This window comes from Micromonospora sp. URMC 107, assembly GCF_051386315.1.
Lineage (GTDB): Bacteria > Actinomycetota > Actinomycetes > Mycobacteriales > Micromonosporaceae > Micromonospora.
The window spans coordinates 1-17,088 of sequence record NZ_JBPQTK010000128.1 but is presented as its reverse complement, the minus strand read 5'-3'; the positions used below and the strand labels follow the sequence as shown (position 1 = coordinate 17,088).

Below are 17,088 nucleotides of genomic sequence, written 5' to 3'. Positions count from 1 at the left end.
GCGAAGGGCGCCCACCGGCCGGTGGGCCCCCTTCGCCGTGTCCGCCCCGACCGTTGACCGCGACCGTGCCGCGCCCGCAGAATCGCCGCACCCCCTCCGGTCGGCGAAAGGCAGCCCGGTGCGCTACCGCCATTTCCCCACCGTCACCCTCGCCCTGGGCGTCGTGCTCCTGGTCGACGTGCTGCGCGTCTTCCTGCCGGCGGTCATCACCATCTTCGGGCAGGCCGCCTCGACCCCCGCCGAACTGCTGGGGGCGTTCGCGTTCGGCTGGTTCCTGCTCGCCCTGGCCGCGCCCGCGCTGGTCCGCCGGGTCGGCGCCCGCCCCGTCACGCTCGTCGCCGCGGTGCTGCTGGTCGTGGCGCGGCTCGCCGTCAACGGCCAGCCGGGCGGGCGGCTCCAGCTCTGGCTCGCCACGGCCGGGCTGCTGGCCGGGTTGGTCTGGCTCGCCGGGGTCGCCGCCGGCACCGACCGCCCCGTGCCCGGGCTGGCGCTCGGACTGGCGGTCGGTGCCCTCCTGCACACGGTGCTCGACACGTACCGCCCGGCGTTCCTCGGCGACTGGCCGGCGTGGCTGCTGGCCGTCGTGGTCGCGGGCCTCTTCCTGGCGGGGCAGGCGCGGCCCGCGCCGCCGGCGGGGGCGGGCGGCGTACGGAGCTGGCTGCTGGCCGGGCCGGCGCTGCTGCTCGCCGGCATGGTGGCGCTCTCCCCGGCGGTCGCCCGGACGGCGACGTCGTACCAGTTCGGTCTGCTGCGCTCGGACCCCGCCGACGAGGTGGGGGTGGCCACGGTGCCGCTGTTCGGCCCCGCCCCGCTCGCCGTGGCGGTCGGTGGCTTCCTGCTCGCCGCGCTGGCGTCGCCCCGCCGGGGGGCCTGGCGGTGGCTGGGGCCGGTGGCCCTGGTCGCCGGGGCCGTCCTCGTCGCCCTCGAACGCGGGGAACTGCTGCTGCCGGCCGTCCTGCTCACCGCCGTCGGTCTCGGCGCGTGCCTGGCGTCGGCCGGCGCGGCGGACGGCCGGGTCGCCGACGACGCCGCAACCCCGGCCGTGGACGACGGCGGGCGCGCCGGGCAGGACGCGGCACGGGCGGCCGGGCGACGCGGGTACGCGGCCGTCGCCGGGATGCTCGTCTTCGCCGTCGCGGCGGTGGCGTACTACGCCGCCTACGACCTCGGCCACCCCAACGCCGGGGTGCCGGTGGCGGTGGCGGTGCTGGTCGCGGCCGTCGCCCTGGCGGCCCGGCCCGGCCCGGGCCCGCTCCGCTCGCCGCTGCCGCCGGTGTGGACGGCCGCCTCGGCCGCCGTGCTGACGCTGGTGGCCGCGATCGCGAGCGACGAGCTGCTGTCCGCCACCAACCGGGACGGGCCGCCGGAGACGGTGCGGGTGGCGGCGTACAACGTCCGGATGGGGTTCGGGATCCACGGCCGCTTCGACCCGGACGCGCTGGCGCGGGCCGTCGCCGGGGCCGACGTCGTGGTGCTCGGCGAGGTGGACCGGGGCTGGCTGCTCAACGGCGGCCACGACACGCTCGACCTGCTGGCGGAACGGCTGGACATGCCGTACGTCTTCGCGCCGGCCGCCGATCCGCTCTGGGGCGACGCCGTGCTGAGCCGGTGGCCCCTGGACGCGGCGCGGACCCGGCCGCTGCCGGCGGTCGGCGCGCCCACCGGGGCGCAGGCCCTCGGCGTCACGATCGACTTCAGCGAGGACGTCCGCCTCGCGGTGGTCGCCACCCACCTGCAACCGCCGCCCGGCGGGGACCCGGTGGTCCAGGCCCGCGCGGTCGCCGACTTCGCCGTCCGGTACGCGGCCGGCCGGCCCCTGGTGGTCGCCGGCGACCTGAACACCGAGCCGGGCGACCCGGCGTTCGCCGAGTTCACCCGGGCCGGCCTGGTCGACGCGCTGGCCGCCGCCCGGCCCCTGCCGACCAGCCCGGCGGACGCCCCGCGCCAGCAGATCGACCACGTCCTCGTCACGCCCGACCTGGCGACCGGCGACGCGGCGGCCCCACCCGGGACGGCCAGCGACCACCTGCCGGTCGCGGTGACCCTGACCCTGCCGCCGGCCTGACCCGCCGCCCGCCCGGGCCGCTCGGCGGCGATCCGCCCCCGGGCCCGCACCGTCAGAGGCGGTCGACGGCGAGCAGGCGGTCGCCGGTGAAGGCGAGCAGCCAGCCGCCGCCCTTCGGGGTGGTGAAGTCGTCCGGCCGCCCGCTGAGCCGGGCCAGGGCGCCCGGGATCACCTTGCCCTGGCTGCACACCCCCGCCGCCTCGCCGGTGGCCGCCAGCGCGGCCAGGCGGGCGGCGGCGGCCAGCGCGCACTCGTCGGGCTGCTGGCCCGGCCGCGGCTCGTCCAGGTCGCCGTCGACCTCGATCGGCAGGTCGAGCAGGGCCGCCGCCGGGTCGAGGGTCTGCACGCAGCGGCGGGCCGAGGCCGACAGCAGGCGTACCGGGCGGACCAGCGCCACCAGCGGGGCCAGCGCGTGGGCCTGCGCCCAGCCCCGGGCGTCGAGCGGGCGGCCGGTGTCCGGGCCCGACCAGGTGGCCCGCTTGCCGGCGTGGGCGTGCCGGACGACCGCCACCGTCCCGGTGACCGTCGGCAGCGCCGCGAACGCGGCCAGCACCTCGGCGTCGTGCGGGTAGCTGACCAGCCGGATCGCCTCGTCCACGCCGAGCCAGCGCACGTCGTCGACCTCGGTCGCCGGTTGGAAGCCGCCGGTGGCCACCGCCCGCATCGACCAGTAGTCGACCACCTTCGGGCGGCCCTCGCTGCGGTAGCGCACGGTGGGCAGCCGCACCTGCGGCACCGCCCGGGCGTCGGCCTCCTCGGCCACCTCCCGGACGGCGGCGAGCAGCGGATGCTCGCCCCGTTCCAGCTTGCCCTTCGGCAGCGACCAGTCGCCGTAGCGGGGCCGGTGCACCAGGCAGACCAGCACCCCGCCGCGCGGCGCGCGCTCGGCGTCCACGCCCCCGGGGGCCGGCCCGGGGTCGTCGGCGGGCCGCCACACGACACCGCCCGCCGCCCGGATCGGGGGCGTCGTGTCGGGGACCCCGGTCGGCCAGCCCCGACCGGGGCCGGCCGCGTCCCGCTCATCCAGCATCAGGTCAGCCTATGCGGGTACCGGTCAGCCCGCCGTGCCACCGACGCGACGCAGCAGCATGTCCTGGAGGTGGACCGGCGGCTCCCCGGCCGTGCCGGTACGCCGGCTCCAGGTCCCGTCCGGCGCCAGCTCGAACGCGTCCACGTCGGGGCTCATCGCGGCGGTCAGCACGTGGTCCAGTTCGGCCCGGGCGACCGGGTCGCTCACCCGCACCAGCGCCTCGACCCGGCGGTCCAGGTTGCGGTGCATCAGGTCGGCCGAGCCCACCCAGAACTCGGCGTCGCCGTCGTTGCCGAACCGGAAGATCCGGGAGTGCTCCAGGAACCGGCCCAGGATCGAGCGGACCCGGATGTTCTCCGACAGGCCGGGCACCCCCGGCCGCAGCGTGCACATGCCCCGGATCACCAGGTCCACGTGGACGCCGGCCCGGGAGGCCCGGTAGAGCGCGTCCGTGATCTCCTCGTCGACCAGTGAGTTCACCTTGATCTGCACGAGCCCGGGCATGCCCAGCCGGACGTGCGCGATCTCCCGCTCGATCCGCTCGATCAGTCCGCTGCGGATGCCCTGCGGCGCCACCAGCAGCCGGCGGTACGCGGTCTGCCGGCTGTAGCCGGTGAGCACGTTGAACAGGTCGGTCAGGTCGGCCCCGATCTCCGGGTCGGCGGTGAGCATGCCGAAGTCCTCGTAGAGCCGGGCGGTCTTCGGGTGGTAGTTGCCGGTACCGATGTGGCAGTAGCGGCGGATCTGGTTGCCCTCCTGGCGTACCACCAGAGCCGTCTTGCAGTGCGTCTTGAGCCCGACCAGGCCGTAGACGACGTGGCAGCCGGCGCGCTCGAGCGTGCGCGCCCAGCCGATGTTGGCGACCTCGTCGAAGCGCGCCTTCAGCTCGACCAGCACCACCACCTGCTTGCCGGCGGCCGCCGCGTCGACGAGCGCGTCCACGATCGGGGAGTCGCCGCTGGTGCGGTAGAGCGTCTGCTTGATGGCCAGCACGTCGGGGTCCGCGGCGGCCTGCTCGATGAAGCGCTGCACGCTGGTGGCGAACGAGTGGTACGGGTGGTGGACCAGGATGTCGCCGTCGCGCAGGGTCGCGAAGACGCTGCGCGGCACCTCGCCCTCGGTGAGCCGGGGGTGGGTGGCCGGCACGAACGGCGGATCCTTGAGGTCCGGCCGGTCGGCCTCGTTGTAGAGCTGCCAGAGCGCGGAGAGGTCGAGCAGGCCGGGCACCCGCAGCACCTCCTGGTCGTGCATGTCCAGCTCGCGCACGAGCAGCTCCAGCACGTGCTCGGAGATCGAGGCGGCCACCTCCAGCCGGACGGGCGGGCCGAACCGGCGCCGGGCCAGCTCCCGCTCCAGGGCCTGGAGCAGGTCCTCGTCGCGGTCCTCGTCGACCTCCACCTCGGCGTTGCGGGTGACCCGGAACAGGTGGCACTCGACCACCCGCATGCCGGAGAAGAGCTGCCCCAGGTGCACCGAGATCAGGTCCTCCACCGGCAGCATCCGCACGCCCGGCAGGTCGCGGTGCACCCGGACGAAGCGGGGCACGTTGTTCGGCACCTTCACCCGGGCGAAGAACTCCGAGCCGCCGTCCGGGTCGCGGACGGCCACGGCGAGGTTGAGCGACCGTCCGGAGATGTACGGGAAGGGGTGCGCCGGGTCCACCGCCAGCGGGGTCAGCACCGGGAAGATCTGCTCCCGGAAGTACGCGCGCAGCCGTTCCCGCTCGGGGTGGTCCAGGTCGGCCCAGCGCAGGATCCGGATGTCCTCGGCGGCCAGCTTCGGCAGCACCTCGTCGGTGAAGCAGGCCGAGTGCCGGGCCACCAGCGTCGCGGCCTTCCCGGCGACCAGCTCCAGCTGGGTGCGCAGCGGCATCCGGTCCCCGCCACGTACCGGCAGGCCGGCCTGGAGCCGGCGCTTCAGCCCCGCGACCCGCACCATGTAGAACTCGTCGAGGTTGCTGGCGAAGATGGCCAGGAACTTGGCCCGCTCCAGCAGCGGCGTGCGCGGGTCCTCGGCGAGCGCCAGCACCCGGGCGTTGAAGTCGAGCCAGGAGAGCTCCCGGTTGAGGAAGCGGTCCTCGGGCAGCGGCTCGGCCGCGGGCGGCTCGTCCCCGGGGTCCGGCGCGGGCTGCGGCGACGCCGCCTCGACGGGCGGGCCGGGCACCGGGTCCAGCACCTCCTCCAGACCGGCGGAGGCGCTCGCCGCGTCGGTCCCGGCGGCCTCCGTCCCGGGGGTTCCGGCGGATCCGTCGGCGTGGAAGCGGCCGTCGGCGCCCCGGGACCGGGCGCCGTTGCGGGGTGCGGCCGGGTCGGTGTGCGGTCGGTTGGCGGGGTGCTTGCGAGGGGTGCTCACCCGCCCATAATCACCCGGATGCGGTTAACGCAAAATGAACTTCGACCAGCCGCTCAGGCCATCGTCGGCAATGTCACCCGGACGACCTCGCCGGCGGCGTCGGTCTCGACGCGCAACCGCTGGCCGAGGCGGAGCAGCCGCAGGCCGGAGGCGTCGAACGCCCGGGCCGGGAAGGCCAGCTCGGTGCCGTCGTCGAGGAGCAGCGTCCCGCTGCGGGTCGCCGCGTCGTAGGTGGCCACCGTGCCCTGCATGCCCCGCACGCTACACGCCCTCAGGCCGGGCAGCCGGCGGCGGCCAGCGCGGCCGTGCGGGGCCCCAGCCCGAGCCGGGCCGCCGCGGCCAGGTCGTCGGCGGTGTCCACGTCCCGGCGCAGGCTCGGCCAGTCCCCGGCGAGCGCGAGCGCCCCGCTCGCCGCGTGCGCGGCGGCCGAGCCGAGCCCGAAGCGGGGGTCCAGGGGCACGCCCGGCGGTGCGGCCAGCAGCACGGTGCCCTGACCGGGGGCGTCGGCCACGTACCCGCGTACGCCCGGGGGCGCGGTCCGCGCCGCGCGCAGGGCCGCCGCCAGCTCGGCCGGGCGCAGCGCGGGCAGGTCGGCGGTGAGCCCGGCCACCCAGCCGCCGCCCGCGGCCGACGCGCCGTGCCGGAAGGCGGCGTTCAGCCCGGCGGCGGGAGTGTCGGGAAGCGTCCGGGCGCCCGCGCGGCGGGCGGCCTCGGTCACGCGGGCGTCGTCGGTGACGACCAGCACCCCGGCCACCGCCGGGCAGGCCCGCACCGCGGCGACCGTGTCGGCGGCCAGGGCCAGCGCCAGCTCCTCGTGCGGTACGGCCGGCAGCGCCCCCCGCAGTCGGCTCTTCGCGGCGGCGAGGCGCTTCACCGGCACCACCACGGTCCACCTCGGCTGACTCACACCGCCATCCTGCCAGCCGCACGGCGGTACCCTCTCTGGCCGGACCCGGGTCGAGCAGGCATGATTTCCGCTGCGGGCGTCACCGGGTGCGGATCCGGTGCGGGTCGGGGCGGCACGAGGAGGCGCGGTGACACGGCGGAGGCTGGGGTTCTGGCAATGGTTCGCCGTGGTGCTGGTCAAGCCCGTGATGACCGTCTGGACGCGGCGTACCTGGCGCGGCATGGAGCACCTGCGCCGCGACGGCGGCGTGATCATCGTGCCGAACCACGTCTCGCACGCCGACCCGCTCGTCGCGGCGCACTTCGTCTACGACGCCGGCCGTTGGCCGCAGTTCCTCGGCAAGGCCAGCGTGTTCCGGGTCCCGGTGATCGGCTGGATCCTGCACCGCTGCCGGCAGATCCCGGTCGAGCGGAACACCGTGGACGCGGTGCGGTCGCTGGAGCACCTCGTCGCCGCGCTCGACCAGGGCGGCGCGGTGGTGATCTACCCGGAGGGCACCATCACCCGCGACCCGGACCTGTGGCCGATGAAGGGCAAGACCGGCGCCGCCCGGCTCGCGCTCGCCACCGGGGCGCCGGTCGTCCCGGTCGTCATGTGGGGGCCGGAGCGGATCTTCGACCCGCGCCGGGCCCGACTGAACCCGCGCCCCCGGATCCCGGTGACCGTGGTCGCCGGGCCGCCCGTCGACCTGAGCCGGTGGGCCGGGTCGACCCCGACGAAGGCCGTCCTCGAGGAGATGACCGACACCATCATGCTGCGCCTTCGTGACATGCTCAGCGAGATCCGGGGCGGCACCCCGCCACCACTGTGGGAACGGACGGCCCGCCCGGCCGGCGAGCGGCGGCGGCCGGAGGCGGCGGCGTGAGCGGGCACGTCGCGGTCCTGGGTGCCGGCTCGTGGGGCACCGCGTTCGCCAAGATCCTCGCCGACGCCGGTCGGGACGTCACCGTCTGGGCCCGCCGGCAGGCGGTCGCCGACACGATCCGCGCCGAGCGGCGCAACCCGGAGTACCTGCCGGACGTGCTGCTGCCGTCCCGGGTCACGGCGACCGGGGACGCCGTCGAGGCGATCACCGGGGCGGAGCTGGTGGTGCTGGCCGTGCCGTCGCAGACGCTGCGCGGCAACCTGGCCGAGTGGACCGCGCACCTGCACCCGGACGCCACCCTGGTGTCGCTGATGAAGGGCATCGAGCTCGGCACCACCAGGCGGATGAGCGAGGTGATCGTGGAGACCGCCGGGGTGGCGGCGGACCGGGTGGTGGTGGTCTCCGGCCCCAACCTGGCCCCGGAGATCGCCGCCGAGCAGCCCGCCGCCACCGTGGTCGCCTGCACCGACGCCGACCGGGCGACGCTGGTGCAGCGCTCGATCACCACGCCCTACTTCCGCCCGTACACCAACGACGACGTGATCGGCTGCGAGCTGGGCGGCGCGGTCAAGAACGTGATCGCCCTGGCGTACGGCATCGCCGTGGCGATGGGCTTCGGCGACAACACCCGGGCCATGCTCGTGACCCGGGGACTGGCCGAGACGGCCCGGCTCGGGGTGGCCCTGGGCGCCGACCCGCTCACCTTCGCCGGCCTGGCCGGGATGGGCGACCTCGTCGCCTCCTGCTCGTCGCCGCTGGCCCGCAACCGCACCTTCGGCGAGCACCTGGGCCGGGGCGCGACCCTGGAGGAGGCCCGCGTCGCCACCCGGCAGACCGCCGAGGGCGTCAAGAGCGCGCTGGCCCTGCGTGACCTGGCCCGGGCGCACGCGGTGGAGATGCCGATCACCGAGCAGGTCGAGCTGGTCTGCCACGAGGGCATGGACCCGCGGCTCGCCGTCGAGGCCCTGATGAGCCGGACGACGAAGCCGGAGTGAACGACGTGACCGAGCACCAGGACGGCACCCGCTGCGTACGCGCCGGCCTGCCCGAGCCGGCTCCCGGCCAGCCGTTCCTGCCCGGGCCGGTGTTCGCCGCGCCGTACCACCTGGACCCGTTCGCGGGGCCGGCGGCGGCGCCCGACGGCTACGGCCGACCCGACAACCCCACCCGGCGGCTGCTGGAGGCGGCGGTGGGGGAGCTGGAGGGGGGCGAGTGCCGGGTCTTCGCCAGCGGGCAGGCCGCGATCACGGGGCTGCTGCTGGCGGTGCTGAGGCCGGGGGACACCGTGGTGCTCCCGTCGGACGGATACTTCCCCGTCCGGGCCTTCGCCGCCGACACGCTGGAGGGCGTCGGGGTGCGGGTGCTCCTCGCCCCGACCGCCGGCCCGCACCCGGCTTTCGACGGCGTACGCCTGGTGCTGCTGGAGACCCCGGCCAACCCCGGCCTGGACGTCGCCGACGTGGCGGCGCTCTCCGCCCGGGCGCACGAAGCCGGCGCCCTGGTCGCGGTCGACAACACCACGGCCACCCCGCTCGGGCAGCGTCCGCTCGACCTGGGCGCCGACGTCGTGGTGGCCTCGGGGACCAAGGCCCTGACGGGGCATTCGGACCTGCTGCTCGGCTACGTCGCGACCCGCTCGGCCGAGCTGCGGGACGCGGTCACCGCCTGGCGGAACGCCACCGGGGCGGTGCCGGGCGCGTTCGACGCCTGGCTCGCGCACCGGTCGCTGGCCACCCTGGACCTGCGGCTGGCCCGGCAGACCGCGAACGCGCGGGCCCTCGCCGAGCTGCTCGCGGGGCGCGACGACGTGACCGGGCTGCGCTGGCCGGGGCTGCCCGGCGACCCGGCCCACGCGGTGGCGTCGGTCCAGATGCGACGGATCCCGGGGGTGCTCTCCTTCGACCTCGGCGACGCCGGGCGGGTGGCGCGGTTCCTCGACGCGGCCCGGCTGGTCGCCGCCGCCACCTCCTTCGGCGGCCTGCACACCACCGCCGACCGGCGGGCCCAGTGGGGCGACGACACCCCGCCCGGCTTCGTCCGGCTCTCCTGCGGGGTCGAGGACGCCGTCGACCTGGTCGCCGACGTGGCCGCCGCGTTGGACGCCAGCCGCGGCGCGTGACGGTCGATCCGTTCCGCCCCGACCGGCCCGCCCTCGTGCACCGGCTGCGCGCCGCCGGCTGCGTCTACGCCGAGGACGAGGCGGAACTGCTGATCGCCGCCGCCGACTCGGCCGATGCGCTGGCCGGCCTGGTCGAGCGCCGCGTCGCAGGGCTGCCGCTGGAGCACGTGCTCGGCTGGGCCGAGTTCTGCGGCGAGCGGATCGCCGTCGACCCCGGCGTGTTCGTGCCGCGCGCGCGTACCGCCCTGCTGGTCGACGCCGCCGTCGCGGTGACCGGGCCGGCGGCGGCCGTGGTGGACCTGTGCTGCGGTTCGGGCGCCACCACGGTGGCGCTGGCCCGCCGGCTCGCGCCGCGCTGGCTGGCCGCCGCCGACGTGGACCCCGCCGCCGTGGCCTGCGCCCGGCGCAACCTGGGCCCGCTGGCCGTCCCGGTCTTCGAGGGCGACCTGTACGACCCGCTGCCGGTGCGCTGGCGGGGTCGGCTGGACCTGGTGCTGGCCAACGCCCCGTACGTGCCGACGGCGGCGGTGGCGCTGATGCCGACGGAGGCCCGGCTGTACGAGGCGCCGGTGGCCCTCGACGGCGGCCCGGACGGGCTGGCGGTGCTGCGCCGCGTCGCCGAGGGCGCGGCGCGCTGGCTGGCCCCGGGCGGGCACCTGGTGGTGGAGGCGGGGGAGACGCAGCTGGACGCGCTCCGCGCGGTGCTGACCGCCGTGGGCCTGCACCCCACGGTGACCCGTGACGACGACCGGGACGCCACCGCCGTCACGGCCCGCCGCCCGGCCTGACCTCCACCCGGCCTGACTTGCGCCCCGCCGGTTCCGGCGCGACGGGGTGACCCCGCCGGACGACGGCCCCACCGGCTCCCAACGGTGGGACCGCCGCCGGCGGGGCACCGGCGCGACGTGGTCAGCGGGCGCGCCGGCGCCCCCGGAGGGAGGGTCAGTGTCCGGGCGGGGCCCCGACGAAGGCGGCCCAGGCGGCCGGCGGGAAGAGCAGCGCGGGGCCGGACGGGTCCTTGGAGTCGCGGACGGCGACGGTCCCCGGGAGCACCGCCATCTCCACGCACGCCCCCTCGTCGCCGCTGCGGCTGCTCTTGCGCCACCGCGCCACGGCCAGCGCCGCGTTGCTCGTCGGTGTCATGGTCCTACCGTCCCTTCAGGAGTTGGAGGAGCTGGTCACGGCTGTCCGCCGGGCTGAGCGCGACGGTCCGCAGGTGCTCCATGATCTTGGTGCAGGTACGCAGGTCGCCCGGTCGGTCGAGGACCATCTGCCCGGCCACCGTCTCCACCGAGGCGATGATCGGGTCCTCCGGGTCCGGGAACTCCAGGATGTGCAGGGAGCCCCGGGTGCCCCGGTGGTAGCCGGCGGCGAGCGGGATCACCTGGACCGTGATGTTGGGCAGCTCGCCCATCTTGACCAGGTGGTGCAGCTGCGCCTCCATCACCGACCGGTCGCCGACGGGCCGCAGCAGCGCGCCCTCGTCGATGATGGCGTCGAGGATCGGCGGCTGGTCACCGGTGAGCCGCTGCTGCCGGTCCAGCCGGAACTGGACCCGCTGCTCCACCTCGTCGTCGCCGAGGGTGTGCGGGCCGCCCCGCATCACGCCCCGGATGTAGTCGGCCGTCTGCAACAGCCCCGGCACCACCGACGGCTCGAAGTTGGCGATCCCGGTCGCCTCGGCCTCGAGCGCGATGAAGTCGATGGTGCGCCGGTCCAGCAGGTACGAGTACGACACCCACCAGCCGGGCTTGCGCGCGTCCTTGGCCAGCTGCACGGCGGCGGCGACCTCGTCGGGGCCGACCCCGTAGAGGGTGAGCAGGGCGCGCACGGTGGCGGGGCTGACCAGCGTCTGCGCGTTCTCGTAGCGGGACAGGGTGCTGCGGGTGCTGCTGATCTCGTCCGCCGCCGCCTCGAGTGTCAGGCCGGCGGCTTCCCGGTGGGTGCGCAGCGCGATGCCCAGTCGGCGGGCACGAGCGGTCTTGGGAGCCATGCATCGATCGTCGCACATCTTCACGGGAAGGTGTAGATGAGAGAACGTCGATGAGAGTTGCATTCATGGCTGTGTACATGTCAATCTGTCATCGCGTCCTCACCGCCGGTTGTCGTGGCGACGGCGGCGGTGAGTGACCGGAGGGGATGGGGCGCGCGGCGATCGGGTTTCTCCCCCGTACCCGATCGCCGCGTGCCACGCCCGTGGCCCGTCTGCCGGAAGGGATGCGACGTGCGTACTGGTCGACAGGCCCGCGCCGACCACCCCGGCGGGCACCGATGACGCGGTTCCTGGTGGTGCTCACCGACGTGCGCCCGGCCGAGGGCGCCGGCCGCGACGAACGCAACTGCCCCGAGCGGCGCCGCCAGGTGGTCGGAGCGAGCAGCCGGGAGGCGGCGGACCGGATCGCGGGCGCGTTCATGGCGCTCGGCATGGTGCGCGCCGGCCGGCAGCGGGTCAAGGTGATCGCCATCGGCCGGCGGCACGCGCGCGGCTGACGCCGGCGAGGGCGGTGCGGTCACCGGAGGCGGCCCCGCCGGGCGGATCACCGACCCGGCAGGCGGCCCGGCCCGGCGGGAGGCGCGGCCCGGCGCCCCGCCGGGCCGTCCGGCGTCACAGCATCCTGCGCCGCTTCAGGTAGGCGACCAGGTCGTCGTAGACGCCCCCCTCGTTGGCGAACATCGCCACGTTGCGGGCGGTGGCCATCCACGGCTTCGTCGACGGCCGGACCTCCTTGACGGCCCGCTCCAGGTCCCGGTGCTCGATCATCCGTACCTCGCCGCTGCGCACCGAGTCGGCCATCGCGAACTCGGCGGCCGTCTCGCAGAGGTGGGCCAGGTCGGCGCCCGAGTAGTCCTCGGTGGCCGCCACGATCTTCCGCAGGTCGATCCCCGCGATCGGCCGCTCCCGCAGGTGGTACTCCAGGATGGACCGGCGCGCCTCGGCGTCCGGCGGCAGCACCAGCACCACCCGGTCGAGCCGCCCGGGCCGGCGCAGCGCCGGGTCGACGTCCCACGGGGTGTTGGTGGCGGCCAGCACGAAGACCCCCTCGTTGCTGCCCTCCATCCCGTCCAGCTCCGCCAGCAGCTGGTTGCCCAGCGTCCGCATCGAGCTGGAGCCGACCTGCGAGCGCTTGTGCCCCAGCGCGTCGACCTCGTCGAGGAAGAGCACGCAGGGCGCGTTGCGGCGGGCCGCCTGGAACAGCTCGTGCAGGTTCCGCTCCGAGTTGCCCATCCACATGTCCAGCACGTCCACGATGGAGAGCGAGATGAACTTCGCGCCCATCTCCCCGGCGACCGCCCGGGCCAGGAACGTCTTGCCGCAGCCGGGCGGGCCGTAGAGCATCAGGCCGCCGCGCAGGCTCTTGCCGTACATCCTGCGCAGTTCCGGGTTGCGCAGCGGGCCGAGGAAGGCCAGTTCCAACCGTTCCTTGACCGCCGACATGCCGCCCACGTCGGCCAGCCGGATGCCCGAGTTCTCCACGTCGTACACCCGGTCGGAGTGGCCGGCCACCGGCTCCGGTTCGTCGCCGGCGCGGGCGAACCGCGGCGGCACGACGTCGGCCAGTTCCCGCTCGTAGGCCGCGAGGGGGTCCTGGTCGGCGGTCGCGGCGGGACCGCCGGGCCCGGTCGGCGCGGGCCGCTGCGCCGGCGGTCGCGGATCCGCCGGGGGCGGCGGCGGTACGGAGCCACCGAGCGCCCGTTGCATCAACGCCTGCGCCTGGGCGTTTCCCGGATCCCGGGCGAGCGCCTGCCCGACCTGCGCGATCGCCTCCCCGGCCCGGCCGGCGTCGAGCAGCAGCGCGGCGAGGTGCAGCCGCAGCGGCAGGTCATCGGGGCGGGCGTCCAGGGCCGCCGACAGGGATTCGATGAGGGGATCAGCGCTCATAGGACGTGCAGCGTAGTGGGCGCCCGGTGCCGTCACCGCCCCGGATTCCGGCTGCGCACGGGATCCGTCGGCCGGGGCGCGGTGGCCGGTCCGGCGCGGCGGTCCACGCACCGACCGGCGGCCGGCGCGGCCGTACGCGTGGTTACGCAACGTATATCCTTTGTTGACCGGTTGCTGCCGCCGCTCGGCTCTCCCCGGGTATCGGCATCCCGTGCCCGCCACGCACAGTAAGGTCAACCGCGTGAGCGCCACGACCGGAGCAGTCGCGTACGAAGAGGTGACGCAGTGACCACCCCAGGCAGGACCCGCGTGGCGATCGTCTTCGGCGGCCGCAGCCCGGAGCACGGCATCTCCTGCGTCAGCGCCGGCAGCGTGCTCGGCGCCCTCGACCCGGACGAGTTCGAGGTGGTGCCGGTGGGCATCACCCGGGCCGGCCAGTGGGTGCTGACCGACGGCGACCCGGGCCGGTTGGCGATCGACGCGCGCCGGCTGCCGGAGATCACCGCCGAGTCCGGCACCGACATCGTGCTGCGCGCCGACCCGACCGGCAACGGGCTCATGGTGCTCGACCCCACCGAGGGGCCTCGGGCGCTCGCCGACGTCGACGTGGTCTTCCCGGTGCTGCACGGCGCCTACGGTGAGGACGGCACCATCCAGGGCATGCTGGAGATGGCCGGCATCCCGTACGTCGGGGCGAACGTCTTCGCCTCCGCCGCCGCCATGGACAAGGAGTTCACCAAGAAGCTCTGCGCCGCCGAGGGCATCCCGGTGGGTCCGTACGCGGTGCTGCGCAACGGGATGACGCTCAGCGAGGCGGACAAGGAGCGGCTCGGCCTGCCGGTGTTCGTGAAGCCGTCCCGGGCCGGTTCGTCGTTCGGCATCAGCAAGGTCGACGACTGGGCGGCCCTGGACGCGGCGGTCGCCACCGCCCGCCAGATCGACCCGAAGGTGCTCATCGAGGGCGCGATCGTCGGCCGCGAGATCGAGTGCGGCGTGCTGGAGGGCGAGGCCGGCGGCGCGCCGGAGGCGTCCGTGCTCGCCGAGGTCCGGGTGGTCGGGGACTACGACTTCTACGACTTCGAGGCCAAGTACATCGACTCCGAGTCCGCCTGCGAGTACGACATCCCCGCCGGCCTGCCGGAGCGGGTCACCCGCCAGGTCCAGGAGTACGCCGTGCGCGCCTTCACCGCGCTCGACTGCGCCGGGCTGGCCCGGGTCGACTTCTTCGTCACCCCGGAGCTGGACGTCTACCTCAACGAGATCAACACCATGCCGGGCTTCACCCCGACGTCGATGTTCCCCCGGATGTGGGCGGCGTCCGGGCTGGAGTACCCGAAGCTGGTCCACCGCCTCATCCGCACCGCCCTGCACCGGGGCGTCGGCCTGCACTGACGAGTCGAGCAAGGGCCCCTCCGCCGTGCGGAAGGGCCCTTCTGCCGCTCACGGCCGGGGGAGCCGTCGGTCAGTTCCGGCAGCCGCTGGGGGCGTCGCCGCCGGAGGGCACCGAGGCCACGATGGTGTCCGAGACGGGAGCGACCCACTGCAACGCCTGCCCGTAGGAGCGCGGCACGCGGACCGTGACGGCGGTCTCCCGGTCCAGCGTGGTGAGCACGGTGGCGTCGGCCTGTTCGGTGGCGTACCAGCAGACCCGGTTGACCGTCCAGACGTCCTCCGTCTCGCCGACGGCCGGCTCCGTGCCGCCGCAGGCGACGGTGAGCGCCGGGTCGCCGTACGCGGCGTTCTGCTCCGGGCCGGCCGTGACCGGGCGCTGCGGGAGGTCGTTGACCGTGGGCGGCAGCTGCGAGAGCAGGGCGCGGCAGACAGTGGCGGGCCGCTCGGCCAGCGCCGGCGCGGCCATCTCGACCGGGGCGGTGGACTGCGGGCCGGCGGTGGTGGCGGTCGCGCTCGGCGCGGCGGCCGGCTCGGCCCGCTCGTCGGGGGAGAGTTGGGCGAACGCGAGGCCGCCCACCAGCAGGGTGACCGGCAGCGCGACCAGCGTCGCGATCAGCGCGGCGCCACGGGTCGTCCGGTCGGCGGCCGGCCGGTCGGGGGCGGCCTCGTCCGGCTGGGCGGAATCGGTCACGGGGGAGTCAGTGATCTTGTCCACTTACAGGCGCACCACCGAACACGTGAGGGTGCGGGTGATGCCGGGCACCATCTGCACCTTGCTGACAATGAGTTTGCCGAGCTCGTCGACGGTGTTCGCCTCGGTGAGCACGACCACGTCGTACGGCCCGGTGACGGCGTCGACCCGTACCACGCCGGCGAGGTCCGAGATGAGACCGGCCACGTCACGCGCCCGGCCGACCTCGGTCTGGATGAGGATGTACGCCTGTACCACGACTCGACCTCCGTCCGTCGCCGCCTGCGGAGCGGCCCGAAGGGAGAAAGTACCTTACGGACCAGGTCTGATCCCTATCGGTGGTCAAGGAGAAGCGGTGAGCGAGCACGGCGGAGGGGCGGCATGAGTGTCGCGGGGGTCGGCGAGTTCGGCCTGATCGATCGGGTGACCGCCCGGTTGTCGTACGGATCGACCGTTCTGCTCGGTCCCGGGGACGACGCGGCGGTGGTGGCCGCCCCGGACGCCCGGGTCGTGGCCTCGACCGACGTGCTGGTGGAGGGGCGGCACTTCCGGCGGGACTGGTCCGGCGCGCGTGACGTCGGCCACCGGGCGGCGGCGGCGAACCTGGCCGACATCGCCGCCATGGGGGCGCAGCCGACCGCGCTGCTGGTCGCGCTCTGCATGCCGCCGGAGCTGGAGCCCGGGTGGGCCGAGGAACTCGCCGACGGGCTGGCCGCCGAGGCGGCGAAGGTCGGCGCGAGCGTGGTGGGCGGGGACATGTCGGCCAGCCCGACGTTGACGATCGCGGTCACCGCCCTCGGCGACCTCGGCGGCCGGCCGCCGGTGACGCGCTCCGGCGCGCGGCCCGGGGACGTGCTGGCCCTGGCCGGCCGCACCGGGTACGCGGCGGCCGGGCTGACCGTGCTCTCCCGGGGCTTCCGCACGCCCCGGCTGCTGGTGGAGGCGTACCGGCGGCCCGAGGTGCCCTATCCGGCGGGGCCGCACGCCGCCCGGCTCGGCGCCACCGCCATGATCGACGTGTCGGACGGGCTGCTCGCCGACCTCGGGCACGTGGCGAAGGCCAGCGGGGTCGCCGTGGACGTGCGCCGGGACGCCTTCGAGGTGCCCCGGCAGATGCGCGACGCCGCCCAGGCGCTCGGCGTCGACCCGTACTCCTGGCTGCTCGCCGGGGGCGACGACCACGCGCTGGCCGCGACCTTCCCGTCGGCGGTGGCGCTGCCACCCGACTGGCGGCCGATCGGGCGGGTCACGGCGGGCTCGGGCGTCACGGTCGACGGTCAGCCGCACGACGGACCCGCTGGCTGGGACCACTTCCGGTAAGGGCCGACCGGCGTCGTACCCTTTACTCCGTGAGTGAGATCGAGATTCGGGCCGAGCGTTTCGACTCGCCGGTGGCGCAGCGGCTGATCCGCGCGGCACTGGCCGACCTCGGTGCCCGGTACGGCGGCAGCGGCGACGAGACCCCGGTCGACCCGGGCGAGTTCGAGCCGCCCGCCGGTGCCTTCCTCGTCGCCCACCTCGGCGGCGAGCCGGTGGGCTGCGGCGGTTGGCGCAGCCACGGTGACGAGGGCGACACCGCCGAGCTGAAGCGGATGTACACCGCGCCGGCGGCCCGGGGCCGGGGCGTGGCCCGGGCGGTGCTGGCGGCGGTGGAGCGCTCGGCCCGGGAGCACGGGCGCAAGCGGATCGTCCTGGAGTGCGGCGACAAGCAGCCCGAGGCGATCGCCATGTACACGGCGGCCGGCTACGACCGGATCCCGAACTTCGGCTACTACCGGGACGCCCCG

Annotated in this window: 18 protein-coding genes; 9 read left to right on the top strand and 9 right to left on the bottom strand. The window is 75.6% G+C overall.

What is annotated here, in order from left to right:
• Positions 1-118 precede the first annotated feature (118 nt).
• Positions 119-2,065 carry an endonuclease/exonuclease/phosphatase family protein gene (locus ACSNN9_RS23360; protein ID WP_436675388.1) on the top strand — a complete coding sequence of 649 codons (1,947 nt, stop codon included), beginning with the start codon at positions 119-121 and terminating at the stop codon, positions 2,063-2,065.
• Positions 2,066-2,117: 52 nt separating this feature from the next.
• On the opposite strand, the gene ACSNN9_RS23355 is transcribed toward ACSNN9_RS23360, so the two are convergent.
• Genes ACSNN9_RS23355 through cofC form a run of 4 tightly spaced genes read right to left on the bottom strand, consistent with a single transcriptional unit; the run spans position 2,118 to position 6,354 of the window.
• Entirely contained in the window at positions 2,118-3,095 is a 978-nt protein-coding gene (locus tag ACSNN9_RS23355) for an NUDIX hydrolase (RefSeq protein ID WP_436675387.1), read from the bottom strand.
• A 24-nt stretch (positions 3,096-3,119) separates the two neighbouring features.
• Positions 3,120-5,447, bottom strand: a complete 2,328-nt coding sequence (locus ACSNN9_RS23350; protein ID WP_436675386.1) for an RNA degradosome polyphosphate kinase — start codon at positions 5,445-5,447, stop codon at positions 3,120-3,122.
• A gap of 53 nt (positions 5,448-5,500) precedes the next feature.
• Positions 5,501-5,698 (bottom strand): cold-shock protein, encoded by a 198-nt coding sequence (locus ACSNN9_RS23345; protein ID WP_199184673.1) that lies wholly within the window; start codon positions 5,696-5,698, stop codon positions 5,501-5,503.
• Between the two features lie 20 nt (positions 5,699-5,718).
• Entirely contained in the window at positions 5,719-6,354 is a 636-nt protein-coding gene (gene cofC / locus ACSNN9_RS23340) for a 2-phospho-L-lactate guanylyltransferase (protein WP_436675385.1), read from the bottom strand.
• Between the two features lie 127 nt (positions 6,355-6,481).
• Here cofC and ACSNN9_RS23335 point away from each other — a divergent pair, with 127 nt between their 5' ends.
• Genes ACSNN9_RS23335 through ACSNN9_RS23320 form a run of 4 tightly spaced genes read left to right on the top strand, consistent with a single transcriptional unit; the run spans position 6,482 to position 10,126 of the window.
• Positions 6,482-7,219, top strand: coding sequence for a lysophospholipid acyltransferase family protein (locus tag ACSNN9_RS23335; protein WP_436675384.1), 738 nt, complete (start codon positions 6,482-6,484; stop codon positions 7,217-7,219).
• Complete coding sequence (locus ACSNN9_RS23330) at positions 7,216-8,214, top strand: NAD(P)H-dependent glycerol-3-phosphate dehydrogenase (protein ID WP_436675383.1); 999 nt, start codon at positions 7,216-7,218, stop codon at positions 8,212-8,214. The genes ACSNN9_RS23335 and ACSNN9_RS23330 overlap by 4 nt, the downstream gene beginning before the upstream one ends.
• Before the next feature lie 5 nt (positions 8,215-8,219).
• A complete protein-coding gene (locus ACSNN9_RS23325; RefSeq protein ID WP_436675389.1) occupies positions 8,220-9,338 on the top strand; it encodes a cystathionine gamma-lyase in 1,119 nt (372 codons plus the stop codon).
• Positions 9,335-10,126 carry a putative protein N(5)-glutamine methyltransferase gene (locus ACSNN9_RS23320; RefSeq protein WP_436675382.1) on the top strand — a complete coding sequence of 264 codons (792 nt, stop codon included), beginning with the start codon at positions 9,335-9,337 and terminating at the stop codon, positions 10,124-10,126. The genes ACSNN9_RS23325 and ACSNN9_RS23320 overlap by 4 nt, the downstream gene beginning before the upstream one ends.
• Positions 10,127-10,280: 154 nt before the next feature.
• Here ACSNN9_RS23320 and ACSNN9_RS23315 read toward each other — a convergent pair whose 3' ends face one another.
• Positions 10,281-10,481, bottom strand: a complete 201-nt coding sequence (locus ACSNN9_RS23315; RefSeq protein WP_357876029.1) for a DUF397 domain-containing protein — start codon at positions 10,479-10,481, stop codon at positions 10,281-10,283.
• Between the two features lie 4 nt (positions 10,482-10,485).
• The gene (locus ACSNN9_RS23310; RefSeq protein ID WP_436675381.1) at positions 10,486-11,331 is read right to left on the bottom strand and encodes a helix-turn-helix domain-containing protein; all 846 of its coding nucleotides are present in this window, start codon (positions 11,329-11,331) and stop codon (positions 10,486-10,488) included.
• A 278-nt stretch (positions 11,332-11,609) separates the two neighbouring features.
• Between ACSNN9_RS23310 and ACSNN9_RS23305 the strand changes: the two genes are divergently transcribed.
• Complete coding sequence (locus ACSNN9_RS23305; protein ID WP_121396133.1) at positions 11,610-11,828, top strand: hypothetical protein; 219 nt, start codon at positions 11,610-11,612, stop codon at positions 11,826-11,828.
• Positions 11,829-11,943: 115 nt separating this feature from the next.
• Here ACSNN9_RS23305 and ACSNN9_RS23300 read toward each other — a convergent pair whose 3' ends face one another.
• The gene (locus tag ACSNN9_RS23300) at positions 11,944-13,218 is read right to left on the bottom strand and encodes an ATP-binding protein (RefSeq protein WP_436675380.1); all 1,275 of its coding nucleotides are present in this window, start codon (positions 13,216-13,218) and stop codon (positions 11,944-11,946) included.
• A 285-nt stretch (positions 13,219-13,503) separates the two neighbouring features.
• Here ACSNN9_RS23300 and ACSNN9_RS23295 point away from each other — a divergent pair, with 285 nt between their 5' ends.
• Positions 13,504-14,610, top strand: a complete 1,107-nt coding sequence (locus ACSNN9_RS23295; RefSeq protein ID WP_436675379.1) for a D-alanine--D-alanine ligase family protein — start codon at positions 13,504-13,506, stop codon at positions 14,608-14,610.
• Positions 14,611-14,680: 70 nt separating this feature from the next.
• On the opposite strand, the gene ACSNN9_RS23290 is transcribed toward ACSNN9_RS23295, so the two are convergent.
• On the bottom strand, positions 14,681-15,325 hold the full coding sequence (locus tag ACSNN9_RS23290) for a DUF3515 family protein (protein WP_436675378.1): 645 nt from the start codon (positions 15,323-15,325) through the stop codon (positions 14,681-14,683).
• Positions 15,326-15,559 carry an Lrp/AsnC ligand binding domain-containing protein gene (locus ACSNN9_RS23285; RefSeq protein WP_089001579.1) on the bottom strand — a complete coding sequence of 78 codons (234 nt, stop codon included), beginning with the start codon at positions 15,557-15,559 and terminating at the stop codon, positions 15,326-15,328.
• A 123-nt stretch (positions 15,560-15,682) separates the two neighbouring features.
• On the opposite strand from ACSNN9_RS23285, the gene ACSNN9_RS23280 reads away from it, so the two are divergent.
• Positions 15,683-16,621: a thiamine-phosphate kinase gene (locus tag ACSNN9_RS23280; RefSeq protein WP_436675377.1), complete on the top strand. Its 939-nt coding sequence runs from the start codon at positions 15,683-15,685 to the stop codon at positions 16,619-16,621.
• Between the two features lie 29 nt (positions 16,622-16,650).
• On the top strand, positions 16,651-17,088 hold a 438-nt coding region (locus ACSNN9_RS23275), incomplete at its 3' end, for a GNAT family N-acetyltransferase (protein WP_436675376.1).

What these genes read in the sequence shown, in the direction of transcription:
- ACSNN9_RS23355 (WP_436675387.1), bottom strand. Translation starts at nt 3,095, where the DNA reads ATGCTGGATGAGCGGGACGCGGCCGGCCCCGGTCGGGGCTGGCCGACC.
- ACSNN9_RS23345 (WP_199184673.1), bottom strand. Translation starts at nt 5,698, where the DNA reads ATGCAGGGCACGGTGGCCACCTACGACGCGGCGACCCGCAGCGGGACG.
- ACSNN9_RS23315 (WP_357876029.1), bottom strand. Translation starts at nt 10,481, where the DNA reads ATGACACCGACGAGCAACGCGGCGCTGGCCGTGGCGCGGTGGCGCAAG.
- ACSNN9_RS23310 (WP_436675381.1), bottom strand. Translation starts at nt 11,331, where the DNA reads ATGGCTCCCAAGACCGCTCGTGCCCGCCGACTGGGCATCGCGCTGCGC.
- ACSNN9_RS23305 (WP_121396133.1), top strand. Translation starts at nt 11,610, where the DNA reads ATGACGCGGTTCCTGGTGGTGCTCACCGACGTGCGCCCGGCCGAGGGC.
- ACSNN9_RS23300 (WP_436675380.1), bottom strand. Translation starts at nt 13,218, where the DNA reads ATGAGCGCTGATCCCCTCATCGAATCCCTGTCGGCGGCCCTGGACGCC.
- ACSNN9_RS23280 (WP_436675377.1), top strand. Translation starts at nt 15,683, where the DNA reads ATGAGTGTCGCGGGGGTCGGCGAGTTCGGCCTGATCGATCGGGTGACC.